The sequence below is a fragment of the Planomonospora corallina genome (assembly GCF_042650625.1).
GTDB lineage: Bacteria > Actinomycetota > Actinomycetes > Streptosporangiales > Streptosporangiaceae > Planomonospora_B > Planomonospora_B corallina.
In genome coordinates this window covers 84,107-100,290 of record NZ_JBHSBM010000034.1, presented here as the reverse complement: position 1 = coordinate 100,290, position 16,184 = coordinate 84,107, and the positions used below count along the sequence as shown (strand labels likewise).

The window sequence follows — 16,184 nt, the reverse complement described above, 5'->3', positions numbered from 1 at the left end:
CCGTACGGGCCGGCTGCGGGCACGGCGGGCGGGAGGCAGGCGCACGGTCACCTGACCTCTCCCGGCCTGAAGGACTTCGCGCACACCCGTCCGCCCTCGGCGCGCCCCGGACCGGGCGGCCCTCCGGCGCCGCTCGCCCCGGACGGCGGTTCCAACGGAAGGGTGTTCGCCGCCGTCGCCGCGGCGTTCGTGATCCTGCTGCTGGCCGGCGCCGGCCTGATGTACCTGGAGAGCTTCTCCTGACGCCGCGGCGGCCGGCACGCGGGCCCCGATGCCCGTCCGGGCGCGACCGGCCGGAGAGTTTTCCGGGCGGGGAGCGGGAACGTATCGGGATCGTGGCTGCGTAAGGAGGTGCCGGACGATGACCCTGGCACGGATCGGTGTGACCGGCCTCGCCGTGATGGGGGCGAACCTCGCCAGGAACCTGGCCCGGCACGGGCACGTGGTGGCCGTGCACAACAGGTCGGGCTCCCGGACCAGGGCGCTGATCGAGGAGCACGGGCACGAGGGGGCGTTCGTCGCGTGCGAGACGCCGGAGGAGTTCGTGGCCGCGCTGGAGCGGCCCCGGCGCGTCCTGGTCATGGTCAAGGCGGGCGCGCCGACCGACGCGGTGATCGAGCGGTTCGCGCCCCTGCTGGAGCCGGGCGACATGCTCGTCGACGGCGGAAACGCGCACTTCCTCGACACCCGCCGCCGCGAGGCGGCGCTGCGAGAGCGCGGCGTCCACTTCGTCGGCTGCGGGGTGTCCGGCGGCGAGGAGGGCGCGCTGCTCGGGCCCAGCATCATGCCGGGCGGGTCCGCCGAGTCCTACGCCGCGCTCGGGCCGCTGCTGGAGGACATCGCCGCGAAGGTCGACGGGGTGCCGTGCTGCACGCACATCGGGCCCGACGGGGCCGGGCACTTCGTGAAGATGGTGCACAACGGCATCGAGTACGCCGACATGCAGCTCATCGCCGAGGCCTACGACCTGCTCCGGCAGGGCCTGGGCATGTCCCCCGCCGAGCTGGCCGGCGTCTTCGCCGAGTGGAACCGGGGCGAGCTCTCGTCCTACCTGATCGAGATCACCGCCGAGGTGCTCCGGCAGGTCGACGCGGCGACCGGGCGGCCGTTCGTGGACGTCGTGGCGGACCGGGCCGAGCAGAAGGGCACCGGCCGCTGGACCGTGCAGATCGCGCTGGACCTGGGGGTGCCGGTGAGCGGCATCGCCGAGGCGGTCTTCGCCCGCTCGGTCTCGGGCGACGCCGGGCTGCGCGAGGCGGCGCGCGGCCTGCCGGGCCCGCCCGCGCCGGTGGCCGGGCCCGCGGGCGAGGGCTTCGTCGAGGACGTGCGGCGGGCGCTGTACGCCTCGAAGATCGTCGCCTACGCGCAGGGCTTCGACCAGATCCGCGCGGGGAGCGCCGAGTACGGCTGGGCGGTGGACCCGGGCGCGCTGGCCACCATCTGGCGGGGCGGCTGCATCATCCGGGCCGTCTTCCTCGACCGCATCCGCGAGGCCTACGCCGCCGCGGAGCAGCCGGCGACCCTGCTGGTCGCGCCGTACTTCGCCGAGGCGCTGGCGCTGGCGCAGCGGTCGTGGCGGCGGGTGGTGGCCGCCGCGGCCGAGCTGGGCGTCCCGGCGCCGGGGTTCTCCAGCGCGCTGGCGTACTACGACGCGCTGCGGGCCGAGCGGCTCCCGGCGGCCCTGATCCAGGGGCAGCGGGACTTCTTCGGCGCGCACACCTACCGCCGGGTCGACCGCGAGGGCGTCTTCCACACGCTCTGGTCCGGCGACCGCACCGAGGTCGAGGGCTGATCCGGAGACCGGGCGCGAGCCGCCGACCGCCCCGGGACCGGAAAGCGATCCGGGCCCGGGGCCGGTACGGCCCACCGGTGCGGCCCACCGGTGCGGGGAGCGTGTCCCGGCTCCCGCCGGGCGCCCGTCAGGACCGCTGCCCGGGCCGGTCCACGATCGCCGAGGCCAGCTCGGCCGTGGCGAAGACGCTGCCCGCGGGGAACGCCACCTCCCCGCCGATCACCTTGTCGCGCAGCCACACCATGCGGTCCCCCAGGTAGCGGAAGGTGTCCGGCTGCAGGATGAGATACCTGCGCATCTCCTGGTGCTGCGAGGGCGTGTGGACGAGGCCCAGCCCCACCCGGCCCGCGGCGTCGCGCACGCCGGTCTCCACCGTGACCCCGGGGATCCTCGCCAGCGCGCGGTAGATCGCCGCCTCCAGCTCCGGCGGCATGACGGCCCCCTGCTTCAGGTAGAGGGAGAGCACCCGGAAGGCCCGGACGTCGGGGTGCTCGGCCCCCCGCGAGCCCTCGCCCGCCGGCAGGTCGATCCAGTGCCGGTCCCCCCGCACGTGCGCCAGCAGTCCGTCGGGGTCCGTCGGCAGCCTGCGGAGCTTCTCGGCGTACCTCTCCGGCGAGAGGTCGTCGTCGCCCGGGTCCGGGGGCACGTCCCTGACCCGGAAGCCGCCCTCCCAGTCGTGTCCGGCGGTCTGGCGGCCGTCGTAGCGGATCCACTCCTCGTGCTCCCGCCGCTCGCCGTCCCCGGGCTGCACGGTGACGTATCTGCGGTACTGCCACTGGTCCGGCCGGGGGGCGGCGCCCACCGGCCGGGACTCGGCGACCAGCGCCGCCTGCTCCAGCACCACGGCCGTGTCCGCGTACCGCTCGGCCGCCGTGGGCGCTGCGGACGCGGTGGACGCGGTGGACGCGGTGGACGCGCCCCCCTCCCCTGCGGGCGAGCCGGTCTGCCCGAGCTGCACGGCCGCCAGCGCGACGACGGCCGCCGCGCAGGCCGACCCGGCCAGCAGGGTCCCCCGGTGGGCGCCGGACCACAGGCGCCCCGGCGACGCGGGCCGCGCCCGCCGGACGGGGCCGGCGCCGCCCGCGGCCGCCAGGAGGCGCTCACGGGCCGGCCGGAGCCGGCCGGCGTCCCCTTCCGGTGCCTCCGCGCGCATCTCACGCAGCACGTTCAGCTCATCCATGGCGCGTCTCCTCCTCGGTGACCGTCGGGTCGGCGCCGCCGAGCGCGGCGCGGGTCTTCTTCCTGGCCCGGTGGAGCCGCGAGCGGACCGTGCCGACGGGGATGCCCATGGCGTCGGCCACCTCGTCGTAGCTGAGGTCCGCCCACGCCACCAGGAGCAGCACCTCCCGGTCGCCCGCCGACAGCCCCGCCAGCGCTCCCGCCAGCTCCCGCTGGACGGCCGAGGCGGTGACCCGGGCGTCCACCCGGTCGGCGTAGCTCTCGGCCACCTCGTCGGCCCCGGTCCTGGCCAGCGCCCGGTAGGCCCGGATCTCCACCCGGCGGTGCTTCCCGATGAGGTTCGCCGCGATGCCGTACAGCCAGGGGCGGGCGTCCGGCCGGGCCTGGTCGTAGCGGTCGCGGCGCCGGAACGCCGCCAGGAACGTGTCGGCGACGACGTCGTCGGCCAGGGAGTCGCCCAGCCGCCGGGTCACGTACCGGTGGAGCGCCGGCGCGTGCCGGTCGAACAGGAGCGCGAAGGCGTCCGGCTCGTGCAGGGAACGCCGGATCACCTCGGCGTCGTCGGCCCCGCCGGCGTCGGGGGCCGCCCCGGTGCGGTCTGCGTGCGCGATCAATCCGGCTCCGATCGTCCGGCCCCGGATCGCCGGGGTCCGCGTTGCGTTCACCCTCTCTCACCCGATGCGCCGCGTAGGGTTCACGCTCCCCCGATCCTCCGGCTCGGGCTCCGGGCGGTACGGGTCCGCCGCCGTGCGGACCGGGGCCCGCCGTTCGGCAGGATGGCAGGGTGCGTGTACGACCCATCTCCCTGCCATCCCTGGTCGAGCGGCTCGCCGACCGGATCGCCGCGGCGCCCCGGGACTCCTGGGTGCGGGTCGCGGTCGACGGCGCGCCCGCCGCCCGGCCCGGCGACCTCGCCGACGCGCTGGCCGGTCCGCTCCGCCTGCGCGGGCGCGAGGTCATGCGCGTGTCCGCGTGGGACTTCCTGCGCCCGGCCTCGCTCCGCTTCGAGCACGGCAAGACCGACCCGGACGCCTTCTACGAGGACTGGCTGGACGCCGGCGGGCTGACCCGCGAGGTGCTGGCGCCGCTGGACCCGGGCGGCTCCGGCCGGGTCCTGCCGTCGCTGTGGAACACCGTGACGGACCGGGCGACGCGCGCGCCGTACGTCACGCTGCCGCCGGGGGCGGTGCTGCTGGTGGACGGGGCGCTGCTGCTGGGGCGGTGGCTCCCGTTCGACCTGACCGTGCACCTGCGGCTCTCCCCCGGCGCGCTGGCCCGCCGCACCGGGCCGGAGACGGCCTGGACCCTGCCCGCCTACGAGCGCTACGAGCTCGAGGCCGAGCCGGCCGAGACCGCCGACGTCGTCGTCCGGATGGACGACCCGAGGCACCCGGCGATCGTGATCGGGTAGGCCGGTAGGGTCTGGTGCCATGCTGCGCTGCGCCGTACTCGACGACTACCAGAACACCGCCCTGGCCATGGCCGACTGGGCACGGCTCGCACCCCGGGTGGAGGTCAGGAGCGTCTCCGGGCGGCTGGAGGGGCACGGCGCGGTGGCCGGGGCGGTCGGCGACTGCGAGATCCTGGTGATCATGCGGGAGCGCACGCCGTTCCCGCGCGCCCTGTTCGAGCGGCTGCCGAAGCTCCGGCTGCTGGTCACCTCCGGCATGCGCAACGCCTCCGTCGACCTGGTGGCCGCCGCCGACCACGGCGTCACCGTCTGCGGCACCGCCAGTTCCTCCACGCCGCCGGCCGAGCTGACCTGGGCGCTCGTCCTCGGCCTGGCCCGGGGGATCGTCCCGGAGAGCGGCGCGCTGCGTGCCGGCGGCCCCTGGCAGAGCACGGTCGGCGCGGACCTGCACGGCGCGACCCTCGGCCTGCTCGGCCTCGGCAAGATCGGCGCGCAGGTGGCCCGGGTCGGCCGGGCGTTCGGCATGGACGTGCTCGCCTGGAGCCGGAACCTCACCGCCGAGCGGGCCGAGTCCCTCGGCGTCCGGCGGGCGGCCTCCCTGGACGGGCTCTGCGCCGCAAGCGACTTCCTCTCCGTGCACGTGGTGCTGAGCGAGCGCACCCGGGGGCTCGTCGGCGCGGCGCAGCTGGCGCTGATGAAGCCCTCGGCCTATCTGGTCAACACCGCCCGGGCCGCGATCGTCGACCAGGACGCGCTGGTGGCGGCGCTCCGGGAGGGGCGGATCGCCGGGGCGGGCCTGGACGTCTTCGACATCGAGCCGCTCCCGGCGGACCACCCCTTCCGGACGCTGCCGAACGTGCTGGCCACCCCGCACCTGGGCTACGTGACGCGGGGCAACTACCTGCGGTACTTCGGTGAGGCCGTGGAGGACATCGAGGCGTTCCTGGCGGGCGCCCCGGTCCGCGTGCTGGCCCCGTAGGCTCCGGCACGCCGGTCCGGGATCCTCCGGCCCGGACCGCGGCCGCGGGGACCCGGGGTCTCCTGACTCCGCGGCCCCACGGTCCCCGGGTCGCATGTGCCTGGGCCTCGTGCGCCTGGGCCTCGTGCGCCCGGCCGGTCCGGTGGGGCGCCGGTGTCACGCCGGGGACGGGCCGCCGGGCGGCGTGCCGTTCCCGGGCTGCCCGCTCTCCCCCTCGCGGTGCTCCGGGTAGACCCGGCCGGCGTGCGCGCGGTCCTGCGGGTGGCGGCGGACCCGGATCATGCTGGCGACGACGGTGACCAGCAGGATGCCGAGGATGACGGCGAGCGAGAGAGGCGTCGGGACCTCGGGGAACTCGGGGGAGACCTCCCGGTGCAGGAAGACCAGGATGAGCTTGACGCCGATGAAGGCGAGGATGACCGAGAGCCCGATCGACAGGTAGACCAGCCGCTCCAGCAGGCCCTCGATGAGGAAGTACAGGGCGCGCAGACCCAGCAGGGCGAAGGCGTTGGCGGAGAAGACGATCAGCGGGTGCTGGGTGATCCCGAAGATCGCCGGGATCGAGTCGAGCGCGAAGAGCAGGTCCGTGCTGCCGATGGCGACGAAGACGAGGAACAGCGGCGTGATCACGCGCCTGCCGTCCTCCACGGCCATCAGCCGCCCGCCGTGGAAGTCGTCGGTGACCGGGAACCTCCGCCGGGTCCAGCGCAGCACCGGGTTGTCCCGGGGGTCGGGGTCCTCGTTGCGGTGCCGGGCCAGCTGCACCGCCGTCCAGAGCAGGAGCAGGCCGAACAGCAGGAACGTCGGAGAGAAGAACGAGATGGCCGCCGCGCCGATGGTGATGAGGACGGCCCGCATCACGAGGGCGGCCGCGATGCCGAACAGCAGTGCCTTCTGCTGGTGCTCGGGGGGCACCGAGAACTGGCTCATGATGACGACGAAGACGAAGAGGTTGTCCACCGAGAGGCTCTTCTCGACGACCCACCCGGCGAAGTACTCGGTCCCCAGGTCGGAGCCCCCGATCCACCAGAGCCCGAGTCCGAAGGCGATCGCCACCCCGATGTAGAAGGCCGACCAGGCCGCCGCCTCCCGCAGTCCCACGGCGTGCGGGCGCCGGGCGGCGACCAGGAAGTCCAGCACCAGCAGGGCGACCACGATCGCCACCACGACGGCCCAGGCCCCCAGCGAGTCAATGCTCATCTCCACACCGCCCTCATCCGCTTCCCCCTCCGCACCACGGCGCAGACGCTCTCACTACCCCTGTTCATGCCCGGTTACCCGGTCGAGGGGTGGCCGAGGGGGTGGCCGGCGGACGGCGCCGTCAGGCCCAGGCCGTGCGGGCGCGCAGCCACTCCAGCGCGGTACGGCCCTGCGCCGCCTGGAAGGCGCGCAGGGTGGGCAGTCCGGGCGGATCGGGCTGGCGGGACTGGCGGACGAGGTAGCCGGTCAGCGCGGCCAGGACCGCGGTCACCGCCTCCGGGTCGGCGTCCCGGCCGACCGGGTGGGCGGCGAAGACCTCCTCGCAGGGCGGGCCGCCCTGCATGCGCACGCTCGGCAGCATGCCCAGCAGGTCGAACCAGGGGGCGCCGGTGAACGCCCACGGCCAGTCGACGACCATCACCTCGTCGTCGGCGGTGAGCAGCAGGTTGTCGGCCCGGATGTCGCCGTGGACCAGGCTGCCGCCCTCGGCCGCCGCCGCCCAGCCCGCCTCCAGGTCCGCCAGGGCGTCCAGGTGCCGGGCCGCCCACGGGTCCAGCCCGCCCAGGTCGTCCCAGCCGGCGTCGCGGGCCGCGGCCAGCCGCCGCCAGCCCTGGAACTGCTCGCCGAACCTCTCCCCGGCCGTCGGGGCGGCCACCGGGGACGGGGTCAGTCCGGCGGCCAGCCGGTCCAGCGCGTCCAGCACCAGGGTGAGCTCGTCGGCCCGCCAGGGGTCGGCGGGCGCGCGGCCGTCCACGTCCTCGAAGACCAGCGCCACCCAGCCGCCGGAGTCGAACGAGGCCAGCAGCCGGGGCGCGGGCACGTCCGCGGGGAGCGCGGCGGCGATACGGGCCTCGGCCCGGTAGATGTCCGGGGAGTGCGGGTTCGGCTCCGGCCCGACGGCCTTGGCGAACGCGCGCCGCCCGTCGGCCAGCGTCAGCCGCGCGGCGGCCCCCGGGGAGAATCCGCCGGGCTGCGTCACGGCCTCGGTCACCGGCGCGCCCAGGTGGCTCTCGACGGCCTTCCGGATCTGCTCGGGTACGTTCTGCCAGGGCAGCCGCACACCGGTCGCAGGAACGTTCATCACCCCATCGTTCCGGTGGATCGTTTCCACCGCGAGTCCTTTTCCGACCCTCTTTCCGGCCTCCCTGCTCCTCCTCCGGCCGCGCGGCCGGGTCCGTGCGGTCAGCGCCGGTCGCGGCGGAGCGGGTGGTCCGGCGGGACCTCGACGAGCACGACGCGCACCCCGTCCGGGTCCTCGATCCACATCTCGACCAGCCCCCACGGCTCCTGCCGCGGAGGGCGGAGCACCGGCACGCCCGCCTCCCGCAGCCGGTCGTGCTCGGCGGCGAGGTCGCGCACCTGGAGCCAGATCGACATCCCCCGTCCGACCGGCTCCTCCGCTCGGCCGGAGACCTCGAGGAGGCCGTTGCCGAGGAAGAAGACCAGGCCGGGATCGTCCGGGGGGCCGAACTCCCGGTGGACGGCCAGCCCCAGGACGTCGCGGTAGAACCGGCGGCTGCGCCCGGGGTCGCGCGGGCGCAGCAGGATCCGGCTGCTCAGTATCTCCATGCCCCCTTCCCTACCCGGCGCGCCCCGGGCGGTGGACCACCACCCGGTCCTCCGGGCACCGGACGGTGGACCATCGGCCGGTGCCCGGAGGCCGGGCGCGGCGCCGGCGGCCCGCTCCCGCGCCGCTCCGGGTCAGGAGCGGCCCCGCCGGTCCAGGCGGGCGACGACCGCGTGGTGGTCGGAGGCCGTACCGGTCTCGACCACGTCGGCCCAGTCCAGGCGGGAGGCCAGCGGGGGCGAGAGCAGGATGTAGTCGGTGCGCGTGTCGACCAGCACGCCGCCGCCTCCGCGGGGCGCGGTGGCCCAGCGCGACGAGCGCGGCCGGGCCCGCAGGGCGTCCACCCAGCCGGCCTCCTCCAGCCGGTCCATCACCGCGAACCGCGGCGGGTCGCCGTACTTGTCGATCCCGGCCGCGGCCAGGCGCTCGGCCAGGTCGTCCGGGTAGGGGTCGTGGCGGGAGAGCCCGTTGAGGTCGCCGACCAGCAGGCAGTCGCGCGTCTCCAGCAGGCGGGGCGGGAGCAGGCGGAGCAGCTCGTCCACCTCGGCCAGCCTCGCCTCCTCGCCGGCGGCGACGAGGTGGGTGCCGAGCAGGAGCAGCGGGTCGCCGCCTCCGGCGGGCTCGAGCTCCGCCTCGACGACGCAGTGCGCCACGGACGGCGGCGCGTGCACCGCGCGGCGCAGGAACGGGGTCCGGGAGGCGACGCAGACGTTGTAGCGGCGGCCGCTCGGCCGGGGGTTGGCCTCGCCGACGATCAGGTGTTCCTCCCCGGCGGGGATGCCGACCGCCTCGGCGAGCTCGCGGAGCCGCTCACCGTCCTCCCAGCCGACGCACTCCTGCAGCACGATCAGGTCGGGCCGTTCGGCGGCCACGATGGCGCGGATCTCGTCGAACCGCTCCTCGCCGCCGACGAGCACGTTGAAAGAGAGAACCTTCATGCCATACGACGATTCCAGACGCCCGGCCGCGGGCTCCAGCCGGGCTCGGCGTACGCGGCCGGGGCGGGCCCCGGCGGCTCCGCGGCCCGGAGAGGCGGGCGGGCGCGGTCGCCGGGGCCGGCGGTCGTGCCGCCCCGCTCGGCGGCGCGGGCGTCCGGAAGGTCACGGGGTGGTGGGATCGGGTACGGCGGGGTCGGGCGCGGCGGTTACGGGCACGGCGGTGACGGGGGTCAGCCGGTCGGTGACCATCCACCAGATGGCGAGCTGGAGGACGGCCAGGGCCAGCGCGTACGGCGGGAGGGTCCACACGCCGAGGCCTTCGCCGATCGCGCCGGCCAGCCAGGGGAACAGGGCGCCGCCGATGACGGAGACGCCGTTCAGCAGGCCGATGGTGGTGGGGACCAGGGCCGGTGAGGCGAGCCGGGGGGCGACGGCCATGGTGGTCGGGAAGAGAGGACCCAGCCAGAACCCGAACAGGGCGAAGCCTGCGAAGGCCGCCGCCGTGCCGGGGACGGTCCAGACGAACACCGCGGCGGCGGTGACGCCGAACAGGCAGGCGAAGGTCATGCCGATCGGGGTCATGCCCGCCCTCGCGGCCAGCGGGCTGATCACGAACCGGCCCGCGGTGAGGCCGAGCCAGTAACCGGAGACGATGTAGCCCGCCAGCCGGTCGGACTGGCCGCGCTCGTCCACCAGGAACGTGAAGGCCCAGTTGCCCACGCTGAGCTCGAGGCCCACGTACACCGCGAGGAACGCGGCGCCGAGCAGGACGGCGGGCTCCCGGGAGACGGCGGCGAGCAGGCTGCCGCCGCCCTTCTCCCCGGGCCCCGGCGTTCTCACGGACTTCGGTGTTCCCGCGGACGGGGGCGCCGCTCCGGCGGCGGAGGCCCCGGCGGGCAGGGTCACCAGGAAGGCGGCGACCAGGGGGACGCACGCCAGGGCCAGGACCAGCCAGACGGCCGTCCAGGGGGCGAAGCCCAGGATCCAGGTGGCCAGCAGGGGGCCGGTCAGCGCGCCGACGCCGAAGAAGGCGTGCAGGCGGTTGAGCAGGGTCGTGGAGTCCGGCAGGCCGGCGAGGAAGGTGTTGAGGGCCGACTCGAGGATGCCCGTGCCGTACCCGGCGAGCACCTGTACGGCCAGCAGCGCCGCGAAGGGCGGCCGCACCGCCGTGTAGAGGCCGGCCAGGACGAACGCGCCGCCGCCGACGGCCAGGGTGGTCCGGATGCCGAAGCGGTGGATCAGTGCGCCGGAGGTGGATCCGGCGAGCATGAATCCGGCGGAGAAGGTGAAGAAGGTGGTGCCGATCGTGGCCATGTCCAGGCCGTAGTCACGGATCTGCACCGGCAGCAGCACGCCGGTCACGCCTCCGCTCACCCCGGCCAGGACGAAGGTGAGGTAGGCGACGGCGACAGGGGCCTGCCGGCGGCGTCGCGGCACGGCTCGTTGGCGTCCAGGCAACACGTGATTCTCCCCTCGGGCCCACGCGGACGCGGAGCGCACGACGTGGGTCACAGGTGGACAACGGGATTACCGGGAGCGCCAAACAGGCTCATGGTACAGCGGCGGGCCCCACATGGTCATCACCGTTCACGGCCCCGGCCCGCGTAGTCACACAGGGTCCGCCCCGGACGGCCCGCCGTGCGCCCCGGTCAGGCCGCCAGGCCCAGGACGGGTTCGAGGGGGATGACGCGGCCGGCCGTACGGCGGAGGCGGCGGCTGAGGGCGCCGGGGCGGGAGACCACGACCACCTGCACGCCCCGGCGGCGGAGCCAGTCGGCGAGGTCGGCGAAGACACCGTCCCCGGAGCCGATGACGACCCGTTCGAAGCGCGCGTGGAGCCGGTCGAGGCGGATCACCTCGCGCAGCGCCTCGTCGGCGCCGTTGCGGCCGGAGCGGACCAGGAGCTGGATGCCGCTCAGGACGAGGCCTACGGAGAGCAGGGCGCCGTGGTTGACGGCGGCGACGTACTGGTCCATGCCGCCGGTGGGGACGCACGCGTGGTAGAGGCTCATCATGGTGGCGACCTCGGCGAGGACGGGGCGCGGGGCTCCCACCAGGTTCTCGACGTCCAGCAGGTGGACCGTCCGTCCCTGCGACAAGTTGCGCATGGAGTGCCCCTTTCGCCCCTATATCACCACATACCTCACACTTTAATGCTGGAAATCGCTGGAATTCAAGGGAGCCGGATGGAACTGCTGTTACGATCCGGGCCGTGAGTGAATCGCTGGACGCGCTGGAGCAGCGGATCGCCGAGCTCCGCGCCGAGGTGCGGCGCGCGGTCAAGGCCCGCGACACCGCCCTGGCCCGCCGCCTGAGGACGGACCTGCGCCGGGCCGAACGGGCCTGGGACGAGGCCGTCGTCACCGACGGGGCCGGTGGGGCCGGTGGGGAGCCCGCCGCCCCCGAGCCTCCGGCGGCGCTGGTGCCGATCCGGGAGCAGGTGCACCAGGCGCTGCTCCTGCTGGGGGTGCCGGCCGCGGCCAAGCTGATCGTGGCGGTGGACGAGGCGTTCTTCACCGGGGCGCTGCGCGGCCCGCAGCTGTCCAGCCTCCGCCGGGACGAGGAGCGCTCCTTCCGCGGCGCCCCCTACGCCCGGCCGTACTACCTGTGCGCGGCGCTGACCGACCGCCTCTCCCCCGCCCGCGGCCTGCTCACCGACAGCACCTGGCCGCTGCGGGCCCGGGTGGTGGGGCCGCTGAGCCCGCGCGTCGACTTCCTCACCGCGGCCGTGCGCGTCGCCGAGCACCTGATGCGGCTGGCCGATCCGCCGCCGGGCGCGGTGCGGCTGCTGACGCGGATGGCGCAGAACGTCCCCGGCGCCGAGAGCGGCTTCGGCCCTGCGGACCCGGCGGCCGTGCGCGCCGCGGCCCGGGAGGAGCTGGGGGTGCACCTTCCCGCCGACACCGCCCAGCGGGCCGAGGTGGCGCGGCGGGCGGGCGAGCAGTTGACCGACGCGGAGCGCCTGTTCGGCGCGGCCGCGCTGACCACGTTGAGGGGAGCCTGCTGATGGGCGGGCCGCAGGACCGGCCGGACGGCAACTGGGTGCGCACCGCGAGCCGGCTGGAGGAGTTGCGCGGGCCGGCGCCGGCGCGCCCGCACGACGCCCGCGCCATCGCCGCGCTGGCGGCCAACCCCGGGTGCGCCCGGCGGGCGCTGCTGGACGCCGCGGGGGTGGACAAGGACGCCACGGCCCGGCACGTCGGCTTCCCCGCGCCCTTCGGCCAGTCGCAGTTCGCGATCACCCGCGGGAACGTGTTCGAGTCGCTGGTGAAGGAGAACGGCTGCGCGGAGCTGCTCCGGCTCCTGCGCGGGCTGCTGGGCCTGCCGGTCGAGCAGGTCGGCTACCAGGACGTGGAGAACGTCGGCGCCCACCTGCGGGCCTCCCACACCCGGGCGCTGATCGACCGGGCGGCGCGGGAGATGGAGACGGCGGTCTTCTACGACCACCCGCTGCTGAGCCTGCGCATCGCCGGGCACACCTCCTACCTGGAGCCGGACGTGGTGGCCTTCCAGGTCGGCGGGCGCTTCCACGTCGTGGAGATCAAGTCGTTCGCCGTGATCGACGGGCAGGCCGAGCCGGACAAGGTGGCGGCGGCGGCCCGGCAGGCGGCGGTCTACGTGCTGGCGCTGCGCACGCTCATGGAGGAGCTGGGACACGACCCGGAGCGGGTCTCCCACGAGGTGGTGCTGGTCTGCCCGGAGAACTTCGCCAACCGGCCGGTGGCGACGCTGGTGGACGTGCGCAGGCAGCTGGCGGTGCTGCGGCGGCAGCTGGCCCGGATGACCCGGGTGGACCGGTTGCTGGAGGACCTGCCGGAGGAGCTGACCTTCTCCCTCGGTCCCGGCGACGACGGCGTGCCCACCCGTTCGGCGGAGGAGGTGGCCCAGGCGCTGCGCCAGGTGCCGGCCCGGTACGCGCCGGACTGCCTGTCGACGTGCGACATGTGCATGTTCTGCCGGGACGAGGCGCGCGGCTGCGGCTCCACCGACCTGCTCGGCCGCCAGGTGCGCGACCAGCTCGGCGGCGTGTCCGGGATGGGCGAGGCGCTCGGCCTGGCCGAGGGCGCGCGCGAGCCCGGCGAGGGCCAGGAGGAGATCGCCCGCCTGCTCCGCCAGGCGGAGCGGCTCCGCAGGGAGTGCCTCGCGTGAGCGGGCGGATCCGGAAGCACGGCGGCACCGTGCCCGTGGAACCGGTGGAGGAGGCGCCCGCGAGCCGGCGGGCCGGCCGGCACGGCGGCACCGTGCCCGTGAGGCCCGCGGAGGAGGCCCCATGAGCACGCTCACCGCGCTGGCGCGGCTGCGGGCCATGCGGGAGGGCGTCGCGCAGCCGATCACCACGGTACGGCACTGCCACCTGTCGGACCGGCCCATGGTGTTCGTCCCGCTGAGGCTGGCCGGTGAGGCGGCGGCCCCGCTCGGCGCGATGGTCGGCACCGATCCGGAGCATCCCCGGCTGCTGGTGGTGCCGCAGCCGCGCAACCGGGACCTGCGGTTCGCCTTCGCCGCCGAGCTGGCCGAGGTGCTGCTGCCGTACATCGAGGGGTTCCAGAAGAAGACGGAGACGGTCGAGCGCAAGGGCGGCGAGCCGTACGAGCGGTGCATGGAGGCGCCGCAGCTGATCGTGCCGAACCGGCCGGCGGCGGAGTTCACCGGGCTGCTGGGCCGCTCCACGCGTTTCCGGCGGGCCGACGGCCCGTACCCGGTGCACCCGTCGGTGCCGCTGCTGGGCCGGTGGCTGACCTACTTCGCCGACCGGTCGCGGCAGCCGGGCTCGTCGCTGACGCTGGCGGTGACCGAGGCGCTGTCGGCGCACTGGGCCACGGGGCAGAGCGCCCTGGAGGACGCCAACCTCGCGGCGCTGGTCGGCTGGATCGACCCGCCCGCCGGGACGACCGGGCGGCAGGCCGCCGAGGAGGCCGAGGACCCGCTGCTCTGGCCGCCGGCGGGACCGGCCACCGATCCGGGGTTCGACAACGAGGTGCTGGCCCCCGCCGTGCAGGCCTACGAGGAGGCGCCGACCGAGCGGGCGGTGGAGCGCGTCGCCGAGGCGCTGCGCACGCAACTGGAGCCGACCTGGCGGCTGATGTGGCGGGCGGTGGAGCTGCTGCGCGCGCTGCCGGAGGGCTCGCGGGTGGCCGGCCGGTGGGAGGCCGACCGCGGCTCGTTCACCCGGTTCGTCGAGCGCGTCGCCGAGGGGGCGCCGCCGCAGGCGCGCCGGGACGGGGCGGTGAGCGCGGCGGCGCGGCTGGCCGGGCTGGAGCGGGCGCGGGCCTCCTACGACGTGCAGCGCGCCTACGACGACCCGCTGCTCATGGCCGAGTACCGGCTGACCGGTGAGGCGTTCGCCGGGGTGGTGACGGCCGCGGACCCGGAGCACTTCGAGGGCGAGGGCCGCTCGCGCAAGCTCCGGCCGCTCGTCACGGTCCGCACCGACGACCCGGTACGGCTGGCACCGGGCGCCGCGGTGGGCAGCCCGGACCGGCGCGGCCACGGCGCCGAGGTGGTCGAGGCGGGCGGCGGCGAGGTCGTCCTCAAGATCACCAAGGGGATGGGGCGTGGGAAGGCGCCCGCGCCGGGCTCGGTGCCCGAGCCGGGTGAGCGGGTCTGCTACACCGCGCTGACGGACGACTTCCAGACGTCGGCGGCGCTGCCCGACCCGGAGGAGACGCCGTGGACCCACGGCGGCCCGCCCGAGGAGTACGTGCCCGGTGACGACGACGCGCAGGAGGCGTGGGAGTGAGGCTCAGGATCGTGCGGACCCCGCCCTCCGAACCGGACCAGGGCCCGGGGGCGGGCCCGTCCGCTCCGCCGCCCACCCCGCAGCAGGAGGCGGCGCAGGTCGTCTCGGACGTGCTGGCGGACCTGCCGCGCCACCGCGGCGTCGTGGTGGACTCCCCGCCGGGGGCGGGCAAGTCGACGCTGGTGGTGCGGGCCACCGGGCACATCGCGGAGACCGGCGAGCCGCTGATGATCGTCGCGCAGACCAACGAGCAGGTCGACGACCTGGTGGACCGGCTCGCGGCCGAGCATCCGGACCTGCGGATCGGCCGCCTGTCGGCGAGCGGGTACGTCACACCGCAGCGGATCCTGGCGCACGGCAACGTGGCGGTGGCGGGCAAGCTGCCGGACCTGGGCGACCCGGCGGTGGTGGTGGCCACCGCCGACAAGTGGGCCTGGGTCGGGGACCGGACCTGGCCGTGGGCGATCGTCGACGAGGCGTACCAGATGCGCTCGGACAAGCTGCTGCGCATCGCCTCGCTGTTCGAGCGGGCGCTGTTCGTGGGCGATCCGGGGCAGCTGGACCCGTTCTCGATCGTGGACGGCGACCGGTGGGCGGGCCTGTCGTGGGACCCGGTGCAGAGCGCGGTCTCGGTGCTGCTGCGGCACAACCCGGACCTGCCGGTGCACCGGCTGCCGGTGTCGTGGCGGCTTCCGGCGTCGGCGGCGCCGGTGGTGTCGGAGGCGTTCTACCCGTTCACCGGGTTCCGGGCCGGCACCGGGCACGCCGACCGGTCGCTGGAGCTGACGGTGGACGGCATGCGGACGGTCTACGACCGGGCGGTGGAGGAGGCGGCGGCCTCGGGGTGGGCGCTGTTCGAGCTGCCGAGCCGGCACACGGTCCGCACCGACGCCGAGGCGGTGCAGGCGGTGGCGGTGCTGGCGCTGCGGCTGCTGCAGCGGGCGCCGGTCGCGCACTCGGAGCGCGGCAGCCATCCGGTGACGGCCGACCGGATCGCGATCGGCGCCGCCCACCGCGACCAGGTGGCGGCGATCCGGGCGGCGGGGGTGCCGGAGGAGATCACGGTGGACACCGCCAACCGACTGCAGGGCCGGGAGTACGACGTGACGATCGTGCTGCACCCGCTCTCGGGGCGACGGGACGCGACGGCCTTCCACCTGGAGTCGGGGCGGCTCTGCGTGCTCACCTCCCGGCACCGGCACGCGTGCATCGTGGTGGCGCGGGCGGGCATCCCCGAGCTGCTGGACGCCCACCCGTCGGCGGAGCCGGTGCAGCTGGGCGTGCCGGTGAAGTTCCCCGACGGCTGGGAGGCCAACCAGGCGGTCCTGGCCCACCTGGACAAGCACCGGGTGCCCGCCCACTGACCTGGCGGCCCCGC

At 75.6% G+C, this 16,184-nt stretch carries 16 protein-coding genes; 8 read left to right on the top strand and 8 right to left on the bottom strand.

Annotated features, from left to right (window positions below; translation table 11 throughout):
- Together ACFOWE_RS25860 and gndA are read left to right on the top strand one after the other, a co-directional pair.
- On the top strand, positions 1-243 hold a 243-nt coding region (locus ACFOWE_RS25860), incomplete at its 5' end, for a hypothetical protein (RefSeq protein ID WP_377292209.1).
- Between the two features lie 118 nt (positions 244-361).
- The gene (gene gndA / locus ACFOWE_RS25855; protein ID WP_377292207.1) at positions 362-1,792 is read left to right on the top strand and encodes an NADP-dependent phosphogluconate dehydrogenase; all 1,431 of its coding nucleotides are present in this window, start codon (positions 362-364) and stop codon (positions 1,790-1,792) included.
- Positions 1,793-1,919: 127 nt separating this feature from the next.
- Here gndA and ACFOWE_RS25850 read toward each other — a convergent pair whose 3' ends face one another.
- Together ACFOWE_RS25850 and ACFOWE_RS25845 are read right to left on the bottom strand one after the other, a co-directional pair.
- Positions 1,920-2,972 carry a CU044_5270 family protein gene (locus tag ACFOWE_RS25850; RefSeq protein ID WP_377292205.1) on the bottom strand — a complete coding sequence of 351 codons (1,053 nt, stop codon included), beginning with the start codon at positions 2,970-2,972 and terminating at the stop codon, positions 1,920-1,922.
- Positions 2,965-3,582 (bottom strand): RNA polymerase sigma factor, encoded by a 618-nt coding sequence (locus ACFOWE_RS25845; RefSeq protein WP_377292225.1) that lies wholly within the window; start codon positions 3,580-3,582, stop codon positions 2,965-2,967. Before ACFOWE_RS25845 ends, ACFOWE_RS25850 begins: the two co-directional genes overlap by 8 nt.
- 173 nt (positions 3,583-3,755) lie before the next feature.
- Between ACFOWE_RS25845 and ACFOWE_RS25840 the strand changes: the two genes are divergently transcribed.
- Positions 3,756-4,382 carry a uridine kinase gene (locus ACFOWE_RS25840; protein ID WP_377292203.1) on the top strand — a complete coding sequence of 209 codons (627 nt, stop codon included), beginning with the start codon at positions 3,756-3,758 and terminating at the stop codon, positions 4,380-4,382.
- Between the two features lie 19 nt (positions 4,383-4,401).
- Positions 4,402-5,361 (top strand): D-2-hydroxyacid dehydrogenase family protein, encoded by a 960-nt coding sequence (locus ACFOWE_RS25835; RefSeq protein WP_377292201.1) that lies wholly within the window; start codon positions 4,402-4,404, stop codon positions 5,359-5,361.
- Positions 5,362-5,517: 156 nt separating this feature from the next.
- Here ACFOWE_RS25835 and ACFOWE_RS25830 read toward each other — a convergent pair whose 3' ends face one another.
- From ACFOWE_RS25830 to ACFOWE_RS25805, 6 genes are all read right to left on the bottom strand, one after another.
- On the bottom strand, positions 5,518-6,561 hold the full coding sequence (locus tag ACFOWE_RS25830) for a TerC family protein (protein WP_377292199.1): 1,044 nt from the start codon (positions 6,559-6,561) through the stop codon (positions 5,518-5,520).
- Positions 6,562-6,682: 121 nt separating this feature from the next.
- Positions 6,683-7,642 carry a phosphotransferase family protein gene (locus ACFOWE_RS25825; RefSeq protein ID WP_377292197.1) on the bottom strand — a complete coding sequence of 320 codons (960 nt, stop codon included), beginning with the start codon at positions 7,640-7,642 and terminating at the stop codon, positions 6,683-6,685.
- 101 nt (positions 7,643-7,743) lie between these two features.
- Positions 7,744-8,130, bottom strand: coding sequence for a VOC family protein (locus tag ACFOWE_RS25820; protein ID WP_377292195.1), 387 nt, complete (start codon positions 8,128-8,130; stop codon positions 7,744-7,746).
- Between the two features lie 132 nt (positions 8,131-8,262).
- On the bottom strand, positions 8,263-9,066 hold the full coding sequence (locus ACFOWE_RS25815) for an endonuclease/exonuclease/phosphatase family protein (protein ID WP_377292193.1): 804 nt from the start codon (positions 9,064-9,066) through the stop codon (positions 8,263-8,265).
- Positions 9,067-9,228: 162 nt separating this feature from the next.
- Positions 9,229-10,503, bottom strand: coding sequence for an MFS transporter (locus ACFOWE_RS25810; RefSeq protein ID WP_377292191.1), 1,275 nt, complete (start codon positions 10,501-10,503; stop codon positions 9,229-9,231).
- Positions 10,504-10,715: 212 nt separating this feature from the next.
- Positions 10,716-11,174 carry an NYN domain-containing protein gene (locus ACFOWE_RS25805; protein WP_377292189.1) on the bottom strand — a complete coding sequence of 153 codons (459 nt, stop codon included), beginning with the start codon at positions 11,172-11,174 and terminating at the stop codon, positions 10,716-10,718.
- A 104-nt stretch (positions 11,175-11,278) separates the two neighbouring features.
- Between ACFOWE_RS25805 and ACFOWE_RS25800 the strand changes: the two genes are divergently transcribed.
- The 4 genes from ACFOWE_RS25800 to ACFOWE_RS25785 all read left to right on the top strand — a co-directional run bounded on the left by ACFOWE_RS25800 (position 11,279) and on the right by ACFOWE_RS25785 (position 16,170).
- Positions 11,279-12,073, top strand: coding sequence for a hypothetical protein (locus ACFOWE_RS25800; RefSeq protein ID WP_377292187.1), 795 nt, complete (start codon positions 11,279-11,281; stop codon positions 12,071-12,073).
- A complete protein-coding gene (locus tag ACFOWE_RS25795) occupies positions 12,073-13,215 on the top strand; it encodes a hypothetical protein (RefSeq protein ID WP_377292185.1) in 1,143 nt (380 codons plus the stop codon). Before ACFOWE_RS25800 ends, ACFOWE_RS25795 begins: the two co-directional genes overlap by 1 nt.
- 121 nt (positions 13,216-13,336) lie before the next feature.
- Positions 13,337-14,806 (top strand): hypothetical protein, encoded by a 1,470-nt coding sequence (locus tag ACFOWE_RS25790; RefSeq protein ID WP_377292183.1) that lies wholly within the window; start codon positions 13,337-13,339, stop codon positions 14,804-14,806.
- Positions 14,803-16,170: an AAA family ATPase gene (locus ACFOWE_RS25785; RefSeq protein ID WP_377292181.1), complete on the top strand. Its 1,368-nt coding sequence runs from the start codon at positions 14,803-14,805 to the stop codon at positions 16,168-16,170. Before ACFOWE_RS25790 ends, ACFOWE_RS25785 begins: the two co-directional genes overlap by 4 nt.
- Positions 16,171-16,184 lie beyond the last annotated feature (14 nt).

Bases quoted from the DNA above. Each gene is read 5' to 3' on its own strand.
- ACFOWE_RS25805 (WP_377292189.1), bottom strand. From the start codon at position 11,174: ATGCGCAACTTGTCGCAGGGACGGACGGTCCACCTGCTGGACGTCGAG.
- gndA (WP_377292207.1), top strand. From the start codon at position 362: ATGACCCTGGCACGGATCGGTGTGACCGGCCTCGCCGTGATGGGGGCG.
- ACFOWE_RS25850 (WP_377292205.1), bottom strand. From the start codon at position 2,972: ATGGATGAGCTGAACGTGCTGCGTGAGATGCGCGCGGAGGCACCGGAA.
- ACFOWE_RS25835 (WP_377292201.1), top strand. From the start codon at position 4,402: ATGCTGCGCTGCGCCGTACTCGACGACTACCAGAACACCGCCCTGGCC.
- ACFOWE_RS25815 (WP_377292193.1), bottom strand. From the start codon at position 9,066: ATGAAGGTTCTCTCTTTCAACGTGCTCGTCGGCGGCGAGGAGCGGTTC.
- ACFOWE_RS25820 (WP_377292195.1), bottom strand. From the start codon at position 8,130: ATGGAGATACTGAGCAGCCGGATCCTGCTGCGCCCGCGCGACCCCGGG.
- ACFOWE_RS25790 (WP_377292183.1), top strand. From the start codon at position 13,337: ATGAGCACGCTCACCGCGCTGGCGCGGCTGCGGGCCATGCGGGAGGGC.
- ACFOWE_RS25830 (WP_377292199.1), bottom strand. From the start codon at position 6,561: ATGAGCATTGACTCGCTGGGGGCCTGGGCCGTCGTGGTGGCGATCGTG.
- ACFOWE_RS25825 (WP_377292197.1), bottom strand. From the start codon at position 7,642: ATGAACGTTCCTGCGACCGGTGTGCGGCTGCCCTGGCAGAACGTACCC.
- ACFOWE_RS25795 (WP_377292185.1), top strand. From the start codon at position 12,073: ATGGGCGGGCCGCAGGACCGGCCGGACGGCAACTGGGTGCGCACCGCG.